The following is a 17541-nucleotide window of genomic DNA, read 5'->3' on the forward strand; positions in this document are numbered from 1 at the left end:
AAAAGGCTCGGTCGCGTCATACTAAAATTTCCTCTGTGAAATTTTAGTATTTTAATAGCCTATAGATTATCCCAAATTTTTCCTTTATAAAAATTTGGGGTCACCCGTAAAAATTTCCGCCCGCTCCACCCCTCTATTTCCTCATTGACTCCTCTCTCAACGGTGCTATAATCATCTCTGAGAGGCGCACCATGGCAGTAGATCATTACAGATAAATGATGGTAAGGCATTGGCAACCACCGGTGCCTTTTTTATTGGAGAACTAAAACATTTTAAAAATAGGGGTCAGACCCCTTTTGGGGACAGGTCTGGGATTGGCTGAGGGACAGATCCAGGATGCCCACGAGAACCGTCCCCAAAAACATACAAAGTGCCACCCTATCCGATTCTAGGGTTTCCCCAACTAGGATGGCACCGAAATAGCAGAAACAAAACGATAAGGTAAAACTTCCCGAGGTGCAAGATGATTTGGATAGTCAAGAATATTGATTTGCTTCTCAACATAATAGGCACTTTTTGTATTGCTTTTTCATTTGGCAGAAATCTTGAAGGTGCATATCAGGAAAGAGTAAGGCTGATAAATAAAAAGCCGATAAAAGTTTATCTCGCCTCATTCTTGCACCCATTGTTATTTAAGATAGGTTGTGGGTTTTTAATATTCGGATTCATAATTACCGCTATTAGACGATAATAGATATTAAAAAATAAAACTAAAAGGAGATGGCATTACAGAACTAAATGTTTGGGGACGGTTCGAGAGGCAATCTCAGAAGTGTCCCTCATCTACGATAAAAGGTGCCATCCCACAAAGTGCCACCCTATCCGATTCTAGGGTGTCCCCAACTAGGATGGCACCAAAAGGAATAGGATGCCCACGAGAACCGTCCCCAAAAACACAAAAAGAACAGAAGTCAGTAAATAACTTTTACATTACCCGATGAGAGCACGGACGGCTTAAATTATAGAGGAGATTACATGAAAAAAATAGTTATATTTTTTATTTTGGGCTGTTTGTTATTTACAATAAGCGTTTATAGTGCCGATGAATTATCCCCCGCACAAATTATGGAACAATACGGAAACTCAGTAGTCCTAATAGCAACTGTGAAAGATAATAAAGAAGTAGGGCTAGGAAGTGGCTTCATAGTTAAGAGTGATGGAGTTATAGTAACAAATTATCATGTTATAGAGGGCGCCTACCCCGCAATGGTGAAACTCAAGAACGGTGACGTATTTGATGATATTTCGGTAATAGACTATAACGCTCGACAGGATGTTGCTGTTATTAGGATAAAGGGCTTTGATTTACCTACGGTGAATTTAGGCAATTCGAATAATACTAAAGTTGGCGAAAAGATAGTTGTCATAGGTAACCCCCATGGACTAGAAAATTCAATATCAGATGGTTTATTATCACAAATAAGAGATACGGGGGAGGGGTATAAACTCCATCAAATAAGTGCCCCAATATCTGCTGGAAGTAGCGGTAGTCCTGTATTTAATTTGAGCGGAGAAGTTATTGGTATAGCAACCATGTCAGACACTCTTGGACAGAACTTAAATTTTTCTGTTCCAATTAATTACGCCAGGGGCATGATAAATAGTCCAATTAAGTGCACATTAAAAGAATTTGCAGGCCTTGAAAAAGATAAATCTATGCTATCAGAATTAAAGAAATCTGAACAGGTAGACAATAAGAAGGTATTAGAAAAGACCAACAATGCAATCAGTATGTTATTTGCATCGTGGGAAAATAGCGTTGAAGGTTTAGAAAAAACCGGCGAGCCTCATAAGTATAAATTCAAAAATGACAAATTTGCTATTAATCCCGATATTTATACTGCAAATCAAGTACTCAAAACTGCGTATAAAGACTTGAATGAGATTAGTACATCTGATACAGAATTGCAAAAATTAAAGGAAGGAGTAATTAACTCTATAAGCGAAGCTCTGGAATCCTCGAATAAATTAATAGCAGCGCTTGAAAATAAGTCTCCCAACGCATTCGGTGTATATTTCCCTTCTCCCGATTGGGCTAAAGCGAAATCGGCAAGCGATGAAATGGGAATATGCGTCCGAAGGTTTGACAAAGATTTTGTTACAACATTTATGGAAAAGATCAAGAAAGACAACCCAAAAATAGAGGCATCGGTGCTTCCTCTTTTTATCTTAATATACCAAAATAGAGAAAGAAATCCGGAAGACCTTGCAGACGAAAACAAAAAATTTGGCCATCTTGGATTGATTTTTAGATTTTCAACACGTCGTCCAATTGTTTTGGATGTACAAAAAGGCAAAGCAGCAGATAAGGCCGGCATTGAAAAAAATGATATATTATTAGGGGTAGCTGATGGGGTTGATTTCAAAACTCAAATGGACTACACAGAATTTCAGAAAAAAACAAAGGCAGGAGAAAAATATACATTCAAAATTGAAAGAAAGGGCGAAGTTTTGACAAAAACAGTCAAGCTATTCTAATCAGTAAGGAAAATAGGAACGGCGACCGTTTTTGAGGCAGAAGAGATGGTAGCTGTCCCTATTTTCCTATTCTTAAAAAATAGGAACACGGCCGATTTATTTAGAAGATAGGGATGTGTCCTTATTTTCTAAAGAACGGACCGATTAGTATGAACAAAATTGGAAAGGATAAATGGATACGCATACTCTTTTAATCAGTTTGCTCGTAGCAATAACAACGGCATTCATAACGGCATTATTAAATAACTATTATTGGAAAAGGCAATTAAAAGATGCGGAAAGGTCAGAGTATCGAAAATTCTATCATAAACGAAAATTAGAAACGTATGAAACGCTTTTATATAAAGCGATGGACACACGAGAAACTGTTCACGAATTTGTATTTGCATTAAACAAGGATATAAAGGCAGTTCAACCAGCTAAGCTATCCGAAAAATTTATAGATATCCTTAACTATCTTTTACAGAGAAGCCTATATATAAGCTCTGACATTTTAAGAATAACTAAGCCATTGTTTAGAAAGACACCTGATAACGTTGCAAAAGACCCCAACGGCTTTTTTGATGAGTACCATGCTGGTATCGCAGCATTAGCAGATGGGATGAGGCAAGAGTTAGGAATCCAGGAATTGCTTCACGGGAAAGAGATGGAGGATATTCTCCATGCTCGTCGTTTATTAAAAACAGAAATCAAACCCCTTTAACAATTCTAACCTGGTTAGAATTGCCAGGTTAGAAATATCATCCACCCTCCCCTAGAAAGAAATCCGTAAAAAGGTGTCTGGCCCCTCTTTGTAAAATTTTTTAGTATGACGCGACCGAGCCTTTTGGAGTATTAGGGCACTACGGCGCCTAGGATCCACGATCTGTCATTGATACGCCTCGAGAGCGTTGAATGCCCTATAGAAACAAAAGGCGAGGGAGCGGCAGCCTGCCCTCCGAAGCAAAAGATCTCTGAATGGCAGAAGCTGCAAAGGAGGGGACCCGTAAAAATTTTACGTCGTTACATTCATACTGCCAGTGCGGTAGCCCTCGAGGTCGAGGGTGACGTATTTGAATCCGAGGGATTTGAGGTCGCGGACGAGACGATGGCGGATATTCGCGCTCAGGACCTTCCTGAAGTCATCCGGATAGAATTCGAGGCGGACTGTCTCTTTATGCAGCCGCGCCCTCACCTGCCTGAAACCGAGCCGCTTCAAGGATGCCTCTGCCCTGTCTATCCTGGCAAGGTCCTGCTTCGAGATGTTCATATTGAACGGCACGCGCGATGCGAGGCATGCGAATGACGGCTTGTCCCATGTGGGAAGCTTCAGACGCTTCGAGAGTCGCCGGATATCGTCCTTGGTCAGTTTCGCCGCGAGGAGCGGACTCTTCACACCGAGCTCTTTGGCGGCCCTCCGCCCGTACCGAACGTCCTTGAGGTCGTCGTAATTCGTCCCATCTATCACGAAGCTCATGCCATATTTGGACTTCAGCGAATCGAGCTTCCTGAAGAGCTCCCTTTTGCAGTAGTAGCAACGGTTGACCGGGTTCTTCCTGAAGTTCTTTATCCCGAGTTCTCTCGTATATATCGTAAGGTGGCGCGCACCGATCTTCTTCACGAGCCGCCTCGCCTCTTTATATTCCGATAGCGGATATGTCTCGGACCGTGCCGTAACGGCGAGCACGTTCCGCTTCCCGAGCGCATCGACCGCAACCTTGAGCAAGAACGTACTATCGAGTCCTCCGGAGTATGCGACGACAACGCTCTTCAGCTTTTTCAATATTCTTTTTAACTGTGGACTGTGGACCGTGGACCGTGGACTCATCCTATATTCCTTCCCTTATCCATCCTCCGCCGAGGACGACGTCGCGCTCGTAGAATACGACCGCCTGGCCCGGCGTCGGCGCCTCCTGCGGTTCGTCGAAATCGACCCTCACCAGGTCCACGCCTATCGGGGTAACGACCGCGGGTGCCTTCTTGTGATTGTACCGTATCTTCGCCTTCACCTTGAGCGGCTTATCTATGCCGCTTATGGCGACCCAATTCAGGCGATGCGCTATCAGGCCGCGCTTCAGGACGTCCTTCTTCGTCCCGACGATGATGCGATTATTCCCTATATCGATCCCCGTGACATACAAGGGTTCACTATACGCTATGCCCATCCCCCTACGCTGGCCTATCGTATAGAACGGTATCCCTTTATGCCGGCCGAGGACCTTGCCGTCTTTATCTACGATATCACCTTCGCCAAACGCGACACCCGTCTTCTTCCTGATGTAGTCGCCGTAATGGGCGTCCTGCACGAAACATATGTCCTGGCTCTCGACGGCATCATATGCCTTCAACCGTAACCTCTTTGCAAGCACGCGCGTCTTATCTTTGGTGAGATCTCCGAGCGGGAAGAGCGCGTGCGCCAGCTGGTCCTGCGAGAGACCGAAGAGTACATACGATTGGTCCTTCGCCTTATCTCTGCCCTCTTTTATCACGAACCTCTTCCGCTTCCTGTCGAACGGCGCCTTGACATAATGGCCCGTCGCTATGAGGTCCGCGCCGAGAGCCCTTGCCTTCTCGCGGAGGAGCGTGAACTTTATCTTATCGTTACAGATGACGCATGGATTCGGCGTCGAACCCCTGAGGTACTCTTCGCAGAAATAGTCGATGACGTCCCTCTTGAACTCCGCGCTTAAGTCGAGGACATAATAAGGTATCTTGAGGTCCCCGGCTACCGCGCGCGCCCTGGTGATCGCCTCGAGGTTACAGCAGGACCGGCCTACGCTCGATCCGCACTCCTCCTTCGGCCACATCTTGAACGTGACGCCGATGACGCCGTACCCGGAGCGCTTGAGGAGCGCCGCGGCGAGCGACGAATCGACGCCGCCGGACATGGCAACGGCTACTTTTTCGGATCGAGGTATCATCTCAGGGCGGCAAGTATCTTATCTATATCGATATACTTCTCGACCATCTTTATTATGATGTCGATCTTGGAGATGTCCTGCGGTTTCAGCTTCACTACGAGGGAATGGACGCGGGAGGCGATCGAATATGTATCTTCTTTCGTGATGAGGACGGGTATGCCGGACCTCTCCAGGGCCTTCATCGAACCGCGGTTGGGAAGTATCCCTCCGCTCAATATGACCCCGGAGACCCTGTACCTCTTCTTGAGCTTGCCGGCATTTATCTCGCAGGCCGCCTTTATCATATCGTCCCTGTCGCCGGGGATTATCATGAGGCAGTTATCCTCCAGGAACTCCAGCGCGTCCTTTACGTTCATGGCGCCGATCAGCACCTTTTCGGCGGGCCTGTCCAGGTCGTGCCCCTTGTACAGGGCCTCGATCTTCAGTTCCTCCATTATCTCGCGCATGGTGGGTATGTCGAGGACCTTCTGGTACGGCAGGACGCCGCAGACGTTGAGGTCTTTCTGCTCCAGCCCCATGCGGACCAGGCGCGAGATCCTCTCATATTTTTCGGGGAGCACCTTATTCACTATGACGCCGGCCAGCTTCACTCCTTCCTTGTCCAGGAGCGCCTTATTGAGGCAGACCTCGTCGATCGGCTTGCCGACGCCGCCGGACGATATCAGAAGGACGCTGGTGTCGAGGAGCTTTGCCACGGTCGCGTTGGAAAGGCCGAAGACCGAACCCACGCCCGCATGGCCGGTCCCTTCTATTATCACAAGGTCGTTATCCTTGGCGACCTGTTCATAGGACGCCTTTATGAGTTTCGCGTAGTCCTCGTCGGCGCCTTTCTGTATATAGCGTTCGGTGAAGCCCTTCTCTATGGCTACGGGCGACATGTCCTTGATGTTGCACTTTATGCCGAAGACCTCCTCGATGAGGACGGAATCCTCGTCGACCTTATAGCCCTGCTCCATGAGATAGCGCTGGCCGATCGGCTTTATGAATCCGATCCGGTCAAAACGTTTCTTGAGGGCCGCGATGAGGCCGAGCGATACGGTCGTCTTGCCGTCATTCTGCATCGTCGCCGCTACGAATATTTTCTTTGCCATTTTACTCCGGATAAAATTTTATATCAGCCGACCATCCCTGAATGCCTTGATGTAGCCGGCGCAGTACTCGTCGGTGCCGAGGAGCGCCTCGGAGGCGCGCAGGACGGAGATCACGTTCCTGTCGAGAGGGTCCATGATCGCCGCGTCAAGGCCGGCGTGGATCGCCATCGCGAGGAATGCCGCGTTTATCAGGCTGCGGTCCGGCAGGCCGAACGAGACGTTCGACAGCCCGCATACCGTCTTCACCCCACCGAGGCCCTTTATCATAGGGATCGACTTAAGGAACTCGGATGCCTGCTTCGGCTCAGTCGCTATGGGCCGTATGAGCGGGTCGAAATAGAGGTCTTCCGGATCCATGCCTTCTTTGACCGCCCGCGCCAGGATATCCTTCGCGATCATCAACCTCTCTTCTGCCGTCTCCGGCATACCCTTATCGTTCATCGTCAACGCGACAAGCTTCGCCTTACGCTTAACGGCAAGAGGCAATATATGCCTGATCCTCTCCTCCTCGCCGCTTATCGAGTTGAGCATGATACGGCCTTTTCCCTTATAAGCCGTCAGGGCTTTATCGATAGCAAGGTGGTTGGGGCTGTCGATACAGATACTCGCGTCCCTGAACCCGCCCTGGATGACGTTCATCACCCAATCCATATCCGCAAGCTCATCGCCGCTCCCCATCGCGCAGTTTATGTCTATGAGGTCGGCCCCCGCGTCAAGCTGCTCCTTCGCCGCTTTCAGGATGGCGGGCGCGTCATGCGAGGTGATGAGAGCCTGGACGCTCCTCCGCGTGGAATTTATCCTCTCGCCTATTATCAGCATCGGCCCCTCTTCAGCTATTTAGTGACGGATTTTTCGTAACTGGCTTCCAGCGACTTCACTATATTCGTCAGCGTATCGTTCACCGGCGTCTGTATCCCGAGCGCCTTCCCCTGCCTGACGATCGCGCCGTTTATAAAATCGATCTCCGTCCGCTTTTTATTCAGGACGTCCTGGAGCATGCTCGATATATTGTTCGCCGTCGCCTTGCAGACCGACTCGACCTTCTGGATGGGGTCGTCGTAGGCCAGTTTTATCCTCTTGCGTTTGACTATCCTCATCGCCTCCTGGACCGATGCGCGCAGGAGCTCGCGCGTCTCTTCATGCTCGACCAGCTGCCCGTTATGAAGACGCGTTATGGCGGTGAGCGCGTTTATGCCGACGTTCACTATGAGCTTGCCCCATATGACGGAATCTATATCTTTCGATACCCTCGTCTCGAAGCCGGCCTTTGCCAGGAGATTAGCTATGTCTCTCAACGGGCCCGAGAGCCGCCCGTCGGGTCTGCCTATCACCGTCTCCCCTTTTCCGGCATGCCGCACATTCCCCACATCGAGGAGCGTTGCGCCATGGTTGGTTATGCCCGCGATCACCCGTTCCGGCCCGAATTGGTCGTTCAGTATCTGCACGTTGCCTATGCCGTTCTGCAGGCTCAGGACATGCGTGGAGTCCGACACGAGCTCCTTTATCCCCTTGCATGCCTCCTCGGTGGAGTAACTCTTCACCGATATGATGACGAGGTCGCACGGCCCGACGTCTTTCGGGTCTGCCGTAGCGTTCAACTTCACCGCGGGAGAGCCGGCGGCGCCTTCTATCCTGATCCCGCCGTCGCTTATCCTCTTGGCCCGCTCCCTGGAATAGTCGATAAGCCAGACATCCTCTTTGGTCCGGTGTTTGATGAACCCCGCAACGAGACACCCCAGCGCTCCCGGTCCGACGATCGCGATCTTCATCTTTTCTTCCCCAGCATCTTCAGCTCTTCCTCTTTTATGACGAAACTGTGCGCTTCGTCCGGGAACTTCCCGCCCTCCACCTCTTCCTTATATTGTTTCACGCCGTCCCCTATGAGAGACGACAGCTTGACGTACTGTTTGACGAACTTCGGCACGAACCTGTCGAAGAGGCCCACCATGTCGTTCGTGACGAGGACCTGGCCGTCGCAGTACGGCCCCGCGCCGATGCCTATGGTCGCTATGCGCAGCTCTTTCGTTATCAGGCGGGCGACCTTGTCCGGCACGCATTCGAGGACTATGCCGAAACACCCCGCCTTCTCCAGCTTCAGCGCCTGGTCGAGGATCTTCTTCGCCGACTCGGCCGACTTGCCCTGCACCCTGTAGCCGCCCAGCTTCGAGATGCTCTGCGGGGTCAACCCGAGATGGCCCAGGACCGGGATACCCGCGTCGACTATCGCCGCCGTCGCCTCGAAGACCTCGTCCCCGCCTTCGAGCTTCACGGCGTCGCAGCCCGCCTCTTTCATGAACCGCCCGGCGTTGCGTACCGCCTCCTCTTTGGATACCTGGTACGACATGAAGGGCATGTCGCCTATAAGGAACGCGTATTTGGTCCCCCTGCGCACCGCCTTCGCGTGATGTATCATCTCGTCCATAGTCACGGGCACAGTCGATTCGTATCCGAGCACCACCATGCCGAGGGAATCACCCACCAGTATCGAGTCGATCCCCGCGCCGTCCACTATCCGCGCCATGGGATAGTCATAAGCGGTGAGCATGGTGATCTTTCTGCCCGAACGCTTCTTCTCATAAAAGTCCGTTATCATGAATTTCTTCCGTTCCATCATTTCCTCCAGTTCATTTTTTCCTGTATGCGTCCAGGAACGAATCGCAATATATGTTCTTGTTCAGCACCAGTTCCGCCGATATCATGGCGTCCATAAGGTCCCTGTCGAGCGGGTCCAGGATCGCCGAGGTGAGGCCGTTCGCGACCGCCATCACCAGAAATGTCCTGTTTATCAGCGAGCGCGCCTTCGTCCCCTGCGAGACGTTCGAGAGCCCCACCACCGTCTGAGGCGCCGGATCGCTCAAGAGCCGGAACTCCCGGATCGACTCAAGCACCTCTTTCCCCTGGGTCTGCGCGACATTGACCGGCAGGACTATCGGGTCGAGGAATAGGTCTTCGGCGGCTATCCCGCACTCCATCGCCTTTGCGACGATCTTCACGGCAAGCTCCAGCCGTTTATCCTTGTTATTAGGCACGCCGCCCTTATCCATGGTGAGGCCTATGACCTGCGCGTTATACTTTGCGGCGAGGCCGAAGACCCTGTCCATCTTATCATCGTCCGCGCTCGTCGAGTTTATTATAGCGCGGCGCCCGGCCAGCTTAAGCCCCTCCTCCACCACATCCGCCTTTGTCGAATCTATCGAAAGGGCCGCATCGGTGACTGCCCGGATCGAATCGATCAGCCACTTCATGTCGTCCTTCGGATTTTTCGAATACGGTCCGGTATTGACGTCGAGGACGCTCGCGCCCGCCTTCACCTGGTCGGCGGCAAGGTGCTGTATGACGTCCACCTCCCGGTTCGCCACCGCCTTCCCGACATCCTTATACATGCCGTTTATGAGCTCACCTATCACTATCATAAAAACTCCTTCTTGGCTATCAGCTTTCAGCTGTCAGCTATCAGCAAAAGATCAAAAGCTGAAAGCTTTATTTCCGCATTGCACGATCTATATACTTGATCACCGACTTTGCCGCCGCCGGATGGCGCATCACTATGATCTCCCCTCCTGCCTGGAGCATGGCCACAGAAGTGGCGATCTCCCAGTTCACGCCCTGTCCCTCACCGGACTCTTTCGCCTCCTTGGTCCGCCATACCTCCTGCCCGGCAAAGAGTATGAACGGCATCGAAAGCATCGCATCCCCCATGAAAGCGGCGAGGCGAGCCCGCTCCATTATCGAGTATACATACTCCATACCGTAACCGAGGGAGGCCGTAGTCGGGTGCATCACTATCCTCCCGGGGTCGAAACCCATATCGCTTATCAGGATATTCACCTGCTTGGCTATATTCACGTCGATCGGCGATTCCGCTATTATGGAATGGCCGTCCGCCAGGCACGTGGCGGCCAGCGTCTTATAATTGTTCTGCGTGGCGATCCCAAGGAGAGAGTTCCCGCCCTTGAGCGCCTGGCTTATCTTCGGCATCGTCTCGCTGTCCTTTGATTCATCCCCCGAGCCGACCACTATCAGCGGGACCTTCACTTCCTTCGCTATCCTCCCGATAAGCGCCCCGGCAGAGTCGGGTGACTTTCCGCCGTAATCGGGATGCGTGCCCTGAAGACGCACGCAGAGCGCCTTCGCGCCGGTTTCGGAGAGCATAAAACGCGCCCACTCCACCGGGTCCCCGGATACGCCCTTGACGGCCCCGGCCAGGTGGTCAGGCCAGTCCGCCGGTTCGCAGTCGAGTATCTCCGGCACGACGACCGGCGCATTCGGCATCCCGCCTTCGGAAAAAAGGAACGGGAGCGTAGTTTCGCCGCCTACCTGCAACCTGGCCGCTGCGCCGATCTCTACCGTATTGATCGACCCGGCTATCTTCTCTTTCGCGATCTCTATTCCCATGAGTCACTCCGTATTATTTTAATACCTCTCTCACTATATCCTCCACGGCGCTTTTGACCTTTTTGTCCTCAAGACACGACACGGCCCGCCCCTCAAGGCTCAAGCGTTTCAGCTCGCCGCTGTACGGGACCGTGCCTGCAAGCGCCAGGGCCGTCTTCTTCACTTCGGCATCGACCTTCTCCGCCGCATCGGCGACCTTATTCAGGACGAGAAAAGACCCGCCTATCTTTATATCCAGTTCACGCGCAAGGCCGTGGATCCTGCCGGCGGAACGGACGCCGACGACGGAATGGTCGCTCACAAGGACGAGCTTGTCTATCGTCCGTGTCGTGCGCCGCGAGATATGCTCCATGCCGGCCGCGTTATCTATTACGACGAAATCGTAATTTTTGGTTATTCTGCCTATCATCTCCCGGAGGAGATTGTTCACGTAACAATAGCACCCCGGCCCTTCCGGCCTGCCCATGACGAGGAGATCGTAACCCTTCTCCTCACCAAGCGCCTCCTGGACCTTCATCTCTATGAACCGTTCCTTGGTCACGCCCTGTGGGATGCTCTCCATATTTTTGGCGATCTCTTCGACCACCCCGACTATCGTCTCGGGGTCCTCCACTCCCAGCGCCTCGTGGAGGGTCGAGTTAGGGTCCGCGTCGACCGCCAGCACGCTCCCCGCCTTTTTACCCGCCAGATGCCCTATGATCAGGGCGGACAACGTCGTCTTCCCGGTCCCGCCTTTTCCGTTAAGCGCTATTATCGTGCCGATGGGAACCTCCGGATATCCGTGTGCGGAAAGAAGAGCGCCGCTATGTACTCGTCCATGTAACCGGGCTCGGAACTGAGGTCGAGGTAGGTGATACCCCCGGATATCTCTTTCGTCCTGGAAAAGGCCTCCTGCGACAGGAGCGACATGCGCGCGCCGGCAAGCGACGAATTTCCGATGAACTCGTATCTCTTACGGTCGATGTCGGGAAGGAGCCCTATGGAGACGGCGCAGTCTATCCCTATATAATTCCCGAACCCGCCCGCTATATATATCTTCTCGATATCCGCCAGCGTCTTACCGACTTTGTTAAGGAGGGTCACTATGGCGCTGTAGATCGCTCCCTTGGCCCGCTTCAGGTTCTCGATATCGTCCTCATTGACGACTATATCGCCTGCGGCGCGGTCCTCGCCCTTCGCCCTGATGAGGAACTCGCTGCCGGCCTTCCCTTCTCTTACCGCTTTCGGGGCGGCGTCTTTATTAAGCTTGCCGTCCTTGCCCATGATCCCGCTCTTCAGCATCTGGTCGAGAAGGTCGATGTAGCCGGAACCGCATATCCCCCTGGCCGCTCCGCCGCCGACGGTCTCGATCTCAATGCCGAGGTCCTTGCCTATCTTCACCTTTTCGACGGCCCCCTTCACCGCCTTCATCCCGCAGGTCAGGCCGCTCCCCTCAAAGGCAGGGCCGGCGCTCGCCGCGCAGGCCATCATCCATTCGTCGTTGCCCAGCACTATCTCTCCGTTCGTGCCTATATCGACGAGGAGCGTAAGGGCCTTCGCCTCAAAGAGCCCGGACGAAAGGACCCCCGCGACCGTATCGCCGCCGATATAGGTGCTCACCCCCGGCAAAGAGAATATGTTCCCTTTGGGGTTTATCTCGACACCCGCCTCGGATGAGCTCATCACCGGGAACGATGTCATCGTCGGGACATAAGGTTCTTTGCGTATATTGGCCGGGTCCACCTTGAAGAGGAGATGCATCATAGTCGTATTGCCCGCGAATACCGCCGCATATATGTCCGTCAGGCGGATAGAGCACGCCTCGGCCAGCTCTTCCACTATCTCGTTTATGTTATCGAGGACCGCCTCATTAAGCTCCTCAAGCCCCTTCGGCTCGGAGCCGTAGATTATCCTCGTTATGACGTCGCCCCCGAACCGCGCCTGCCTGTTATATGAGATGCGGGTCCCTCGTACTTCTCCCGTATTCAGGTCTATGAGCTGTCCCGTGACCGTAGTCGTCCCTATATCGAACGCGAAGGCAAAACCGGCCGCCGTCGTGTCCCCCGGTTCTATCGCCAGTATCTCGGTGGCGCCTTCCCTGTGGCTGACGGCTACCGTCACCCTGAAGTCGCTGTCCCGCAGGAGGTCGCTCAGATGCTTTACGTTGGCGAGCTTCGTCATCACAAAAGGCCCCGCCGACCTCGCTTCCACCGCGCGGTATATCCTGTCCAGGTCGCTAAGGTTGTCGTCAATAGTCGGTTTCGGTATCTCGGTATATATCTTACGAACGAGCGGCAGCCGGGCGTAAACATTTTCCCTCTTCGTTATGACGCCTTTGGGGAACTCCTCCGCCTTTTCGCGCCTCTTTTCGAACCTCTCCTGCATATCGAGCGACCCTGCAGGAACCATGACCTCCGCGTCGCTCTCGACTATCGATTCACAGGCAAGGACCATACCCTTCTTACGGTCGGCCTCGCTTATAAGCCGCGAAGAGGAGCTCTTCACCGTGCCCTTCTTTACAATGATCTTGCATTTGCCGCACAGTCCCTCTCCCCCGCAGCTGGAGTTGAGTATGACGCCCGCCCTGAAAGCGGCCGTCAGGAGGTCCGTCCCGCCCGCCACGCGGACCGTCTTATCTCCCGGTTTGAACTTTACGGTGAATTCGCTCATCTTCAGCTTTCGGCTACCTGGTTATCTTAAGTATCTTATATTTCAGAATGCCTGCCGGGACCTTTATCTCGACGATCTCCTTTACCTTATGGCCCATCAGGGCCGCCCCCACCGGTGAGGTGATCGATATCTTGTTCTCGGCGATGTCGGCCTCCTCCTCAGATACGAGGTAATAGGACATCTCCTCGCCCGAATCCATATCTTTCAATGTGAGCGTAGCGCCTATATTCGCCTCATCCACGCTCATCTCCGTATTCTCTATGATCGTGGCATTGGCCAGCGTCGTCTCTAGCTCCGCTATCCGCTTCTCTATGTGCCCCTGCTCTTCCTTGGCGGCGTGGTATTCCGCGTTCTCGCTCAGGTCGCCCAGTTCGCGCGCCTTTCCTATGGCCTTCGACACGTCGCGCCTCTTCGTCTTCTTGAGGTGCTCAAGCTCCTTCGTCAGGTCCTGATACCCCTTCTGCGTAAGATATACCTTTTTCATCGTACCCTCATTTCCATCCTTTTAAGAATGCCGGTATCCCGGAGGCCTCCCGCGGACCCACCTGGACATTCCATCCCGAAAGCTCTTCCAGCTTCGAGCTCAATACGGCGACATACCCCGGCAGGACGATCCTTTTATGCGAAACCATCTGCCCGATGCCGGACTTTGCGATAGTATCGGTGATCCTCTCCGCGGTGAACTTCTCCGCCGCCCATGCGGTCAGGACGGACATCCCCTCGGCGTCACAGCAGATGACATACGACGGGACCTTGCTCGACTCCACCTCGCCGGCCACCGTGAAGTAAGTGATCGAGAAGTTGGTCGTGACCAGGACCGGCGAATGCGTTGAGACCTTGCCTATTTCATATATGCGCGGCTCCACCTGCACGGGCTTCTGCGGATCGGTGTAAATATCCTGCCGCGCCACCAGAAGCGGGAAGACGAACTCTTTCTCTATATTCTTCACTATGACGATGCCTGCATACTTGAGAATGTACGATACCGCCTCGGCCAGTTCCTGGTCCTGTCCGGAAGAACCGGTGAATGCCATGACCGGGTAACCGAGCGGACGGAAATTTTTCTTCAGCGCGGTCCTCCGGATCAGCGTAAAGTCCTGTATCGTATCCGAGAGCCCCTTGCCCTTTATATTGATCACTATCTCGTCTACACCGCTCTTCCTGACCCTGTCGGTGAGAGCCGCCGCCTCTTCGACGCTTCCGGCGCTTATGGCAAGGGCCGCCCTGTAGTTCTTGGCTATAGTCGCCGCCTTCTCGAGGGTCGCGTCATCGTCCCATATCACGAGCGGACGGATGGGCCCACACAGCTTCAAGGCCTCCTCAAGCACGACCGCATCGTCCGTATATAACGCTATGGCAAGACGTGAGGCGGACATGGCCTTCTTCAGCAGGCCGAGGAACGGGTCTCTCTTACCGGATGAATTTTTAAGGCAGATGATCTCCGGCTTCAATACCTGGCCTACGCGTTCGAACCTTAGGCCCTCTATCTTCCCGAGACGTTCGTCTATAGCAGTGGCGGGAAGGGTATCTTCCATAAGGAAGCCGACCGCGCCCGGATGATAGAACTTCTGCTCGTGACGATACATCACCGTCTCGTTCCCTATCTCTGTCTTCGCCTCTCCCGCCCCGATCGTGACCAGCTTCACCGGCGGCTGGCTGGCCGACTCAAGCGCCTCCCTGGCCTGGGCGGTCACATGCGGACACTTGTCGAGCGAGACCTTCTTCTGCGCAAGCGCCATCGCGAACGCAAGGCACGTAGCGAACCCGCACTCCTTGCAGTTCGTCTTAGGCAGCAATTTGTAGATATCGAGTCCTGATAACGCCATGTATTCTCCTCGTGAGTTATACCAAAGGCGGCATGCCCAATGCCGGGTGTTTTACCTTCTCCAGGTATTCCACAAGCGCAGCCGCGTCGGTGGCCACCGTCTCGTCGGCGATCTTGCCGAAAAGGTCCGGCTCGCCTATCTCGGCGCACCGCTTCTTCAGCTTATCCGAAAGCGCCTCCTTGAGCTCCTTCGGCATCCAGACGACCCGCTTAAGCCCGCCTTCGGCAGATATGAACTTTTTGCTCGTTATATATAGACGCCCTACACCCAGGAAACCGGGCGTCTGCGCGCCGCCGCCGACGGAACTTGCCAGCGTCGTGAACTTCATCCCGGCCGGCGTCTCGCCCGCGTATTCCCTGTTCACCACCATGACACCGTTCGCCTCCGGCACTATCGCCACTATGCACTCGAAGCAGCCGCATGAAGTCATAGGCGAATCCATGATCGAGTATATCGACATCACGGACGTCTTCTGGTGCGACTTATCCTTAACAAAATCGTTCACGCCGTGCCAGACGCCTTTTGGCGCGTCGAGCACCTTCCCCTTCTTGATCGGCTGGTTGCCGCCGGTGGGCGTTATCTCGTGCGCCGCCCTTGCGTCAAGCCATGAATATGCCCCGCACAGGCCCAGGCGCTCGGGGCTCACGACGCAGACATGGTCGGGGGCGAAACTCTGGCACAGCGTACAGCTGTAGAACGTGTCGACCGATTCGTCCGTCATGCCGGACAGCCGCTCATCGCGTGAGGCGAACGCCTTCCGCGCCTCGGGCAGCATCCTGTCGACGTCTTTCTTATCCGTATAGAGCGTCACCTGCACCTTGTCCACTATCGCGCCGTATTCATCGTGGAGCTTTGCGACCAGGATATCGCCGAAATGGCGTATATTGAATCCCGCCTTCCTGGCGTCTTTGGATATCCTCACCCAGTTCATGTCCCTCTGCCCCATATGGAATATCCCCATCGCGTAATTCAGGAATTTGTGTATCTGCCGTTCCAGTATCGGCTCAAAGTCCATGTTCATCTTCCGTCCGGCGACCTCCACGAATATCCCGAGCGGGTAACTGCCGCCCTCCGTCATCGCATCCGCCTCCGGGCCGACGACCTTTATCGCCCCGTCTTCGATCTCGTCCATCTTCTTCATCTTAAGATATTCGAAGGCGGCCGAATATTTCCCGCCGAACTGGACATACATATTCTCTTTCCGCACCCGCTCGCCCTCGAATGCCGCGGAGAACGGGACCGGTATGGGGACCTTGGCCACCTTTATCTTTATCCCGCGCGCCTCGATCGCCTTCTGGACTATCTTCGAATGGTCCGGCTCTTTGACGAGGCATTCTTCGTGGGCGCATACCCCGGGGACCTTTATCTCGGGCAGGTCGAGGTCCGTTATGATGGGCACGCCCGCCGCGAGCGCCCCGCCGCCTGTCGCCGCCTTCACCTCATCCACGCCGCCCAGAAGCAGGACGAACGCCGGCACCCTCTCCCTTATATAATCGACGCACGCCCTGGTATTGCCGGCCTTTATCCCGCCGAACGTGAGCGCCGCCCTTATGGCAAAATTCAGGACGAATACTACGGAGATCGTATCCCGGCCGAACGGCACGACATACGACTCAAGCCCCATATGGAGCCCGCCCTCCTTGAGCTGCTCTATTATGCTGGTCCCGTCCACGTTACCGCCTACGAGCGTCAGGATGTTCCTCTTCTGCAGGTCGCGCACGATGCTGACCGCCGTTTTGGCGTCAGGCGCCTTGCCGAGCACCACGGCTATACCGGCTATCCTGCCGTCGACGAGCTGTATGCCGAGAGACCTCAGTAGGGTATCGGAAAAAAATCCGGGACAGTCCTTCTGGGGTTCTTCGCCGTAAAGATACCTGAGGACGCAGATGATCTCCTCAGTCAATATGGCCGCGACGCCTGCATTGAGCGCGTCCTTCAGGAACGTATCCCACTTATCTTCGGCGGGGACCTTCGGCAGGAGCGTCTTGGCCGTGCCCAGCACCTTCCTGACATCCGCCAGAACCTTCACCTCCGCGCCCAGGAGCCCGTTGGCCAGCGGAAGATAAAATGCCGTTTCCGGGAACGCCACCGCCTGGCCTTCGCCCTTCTCTTTGATGGCCCTGGCCAGGAACTCTTCACCCTCTTTGACTATCTTCTCCGCGCCCTTCACTATGAGACCGGCTACAACTTTTGACATCGCTC

At 53.7% G+C, this 17541-nt stretch carries 15 protein-coding genes; 2 read left to right on the forward strand and 13 right to left on the reverse strand.

Features of this window, described 5'->3' with window-relative positions; genetic code table 11:
* Window positions 1-975: 975 nt before the first annotated feature.
* Window positions 976-2478 carry a trypsin-like peptidase domain-containing protein gene (locus WC515_06540; protein ID MFA5147010.1) on the forward strand — a complete coding sequence of 501 codons (1503 nt, stop codon included), beginning with the start codon at window positions 976-978 and terminating at the stop codon, window positions 2476-2478.
* Window positions 2479-2650: 172 nt separating this feature from the next.
* The gene (locus tag WC515_06545) at window positions 2651-3181 is read left to right on the forward strand and encodes a hypothetical protein (protein MFA5147011.1); all 531 of its coding nucleotides are present in this window, start codon (window positions 2651-2653) and stop codon (window positions 3179-3181) included.
* A gap of 291 nt (window positions 3182-3472) precedes the next feature.
* Here WC515_06545 and larE read toward each other — a convergent pair whose 3' ends face one another.
* The 13 genes from larE to acsB all read right to left on the reverse strand — a co-directional run bounded on the left by larE (window position 3473) and on the right by acsB (window position 17536).
* Complete coding sequence (gene larE / locus WC515_06550) at window positions 3473-4285, reverse strand: ATP-dependent sacrificial sulfur transferase LarE (GenBank protein MFA5147012.1); 813 nt, start codon at window positions 4283-4285, stop codon at window positions 3473-3475.
* Between the two features lies 1 nt (window position 4286).
* Window positions 4287-5378: a tRNA 2-thiouridine(34) synthase MnmA gene (mnmA, locus tag WC515_06555; protein ID MFA5147013.1), complete on the reverse strand. Its 1092-nt coding sequence runs from the start codon at window positions 5376-5378 to the stop codon at window positions 4287-4289.
* Window positions 5375-6469: an AAA family ATPase gene (locus WC515_06560; protein MFA5147014.1), complete on the reverse strand. Its 1095-nt coding sequence runs from the start codon at window positions 6467-6469 to the stop codon at window positions 5375-5377. Before WC515_06560 ends, mnmA begins: the two co-directional genes overlap by 4 nt.
* An 18-nt stretch (window positions 6470-6487) precedes the next feature.
* Window positions 6488-7288 (reverse strand): dihydropteroate synthase, encoded by an 801-nt coding sequence (locus WC515_06565; protein MFA5147015.1) that lies wholly within the window; start codon window positions 7286-7288, stop codon window positions 6488-6490.
* A gap of 14 nt (window positions 7289-7302) precedes the next feature.
* Complete coding sequence (locus WC515_06570; GenBank protein ID MFA5147016.1) at window positions 7303-8238, reverse strand: 2-dehydropantoate 2-reductase; 936 nt, start codon at window positions 8236-8238, stop codon at window positions 7303-7305.
* The gene (panB, locus tag WC515_06575; protein MFA5147017.1) at window positions 8235-9080 is read right to left on the reverse strand and encodes a 3-methyl-2-oxobutanoate hydroxymethyltransferase; all 846 of its coding nucleotides are present in this window, start codon (window positions 9078-9080) and stop codon (window positions 8235-8237) included. Before panB ends, WC515_06570 begins: the two co-directional genes overlap by 4 nt.
* A gap of 13 nt (window positions 9081-9093) precedes the next feature.
* Window positions 9094-9882 carry a dihydropteroate synthase gene (locus WC515_06580; GenBank protein MFA5147018.1) on the reverse strand — a complete coding sequence of 263 codons (789 nt, stop codon included), beginning with the start codon at window positions 9880-9882 and terminating at the stop codon, window positions 9094-9096.
* Between the two features lie 67 nt (window positions 9883-9949).
* Entirely contained in the window at window positions 9950-10864 is a 915-nt protein-coding gene (locus WC515_06585; protein ID MFA5147019.1) for an acetyl-CoA decarbonylase/synthase complex subunit delta, read from the reverse strand.
* Window positions 10865-10877: 13 nt separating this feature from the next.
* Window positions 10878-11576 (reverse strand): carbon monoxide dehydrogenase, encoded by a 699-nt coding sequence (locus tag WC515_06590; GenBank protein ID MFA5147020.1) that lies wholly within the window; start codon window positions 11574-11576, stop codon window positions 10878-10880.
* Window positions 11577-11614: 38 nt separating this feature from the next.
* A complete protein-coding gene (locus WC515_06595) occupies window positions 11615-13513 on the reverse strand; it encodes an ASKHA domain-containing protein (GenBank protein ID MFA5147021.1) in 1899 nt (632 codons plus the stop codon).
* A gap of 13 nt (window positions 13514-13526) precedes the next feature.
* Entirely contained in the window at window positions 13527-13997 is a 471-nt protein-coding gene (gene greA, locus WC515_06600; GenBank protein ID MFA5147022.1) for a transcription elongation factor GreA, read from the reverse strand.
* A gap of 7 nt (window positions 13998-14004) precedes the next feature.
* On the reverse strand, window positions 14005-15339 hold the full coding sequence (acsC, locus tag WC515_06605; GenBank protein ID MFA5147023.1) for an acetyl-CoA decarbonylase/synthase complex subunit gamma: 1335 nt from the start codon (window positions 15337-15339) through the stop codon (window positions 14005-14007).
* Window positions 15340-15355: 16 nt separating this feature from the next.
* A complete protein-coding gene (acsB, locus tag WC515_06610; GenBank protein ID MFA5147024.1) occupies window positions 15356-17536 on the reverse strand; it encodes an acetyl-CoA decarbonylase/synthase complex subunit alpha/beta in 2181 nt (726 codons plus the stop codon).
* Between the last annotated feature and the right edge of the window lie 5 nt (window positions 17537-17541).

Source organism: Candidatus Omnitrophota bacterium (genome assembly GCA_041650805.1).
In the GTDB taxonomy this organism is placed as follows: Bacteria; Omnitrophota; Gorgyraeia; order 2-01-FULL-45-10; family 2-01-FULL-45-10; genus JBAZKM01.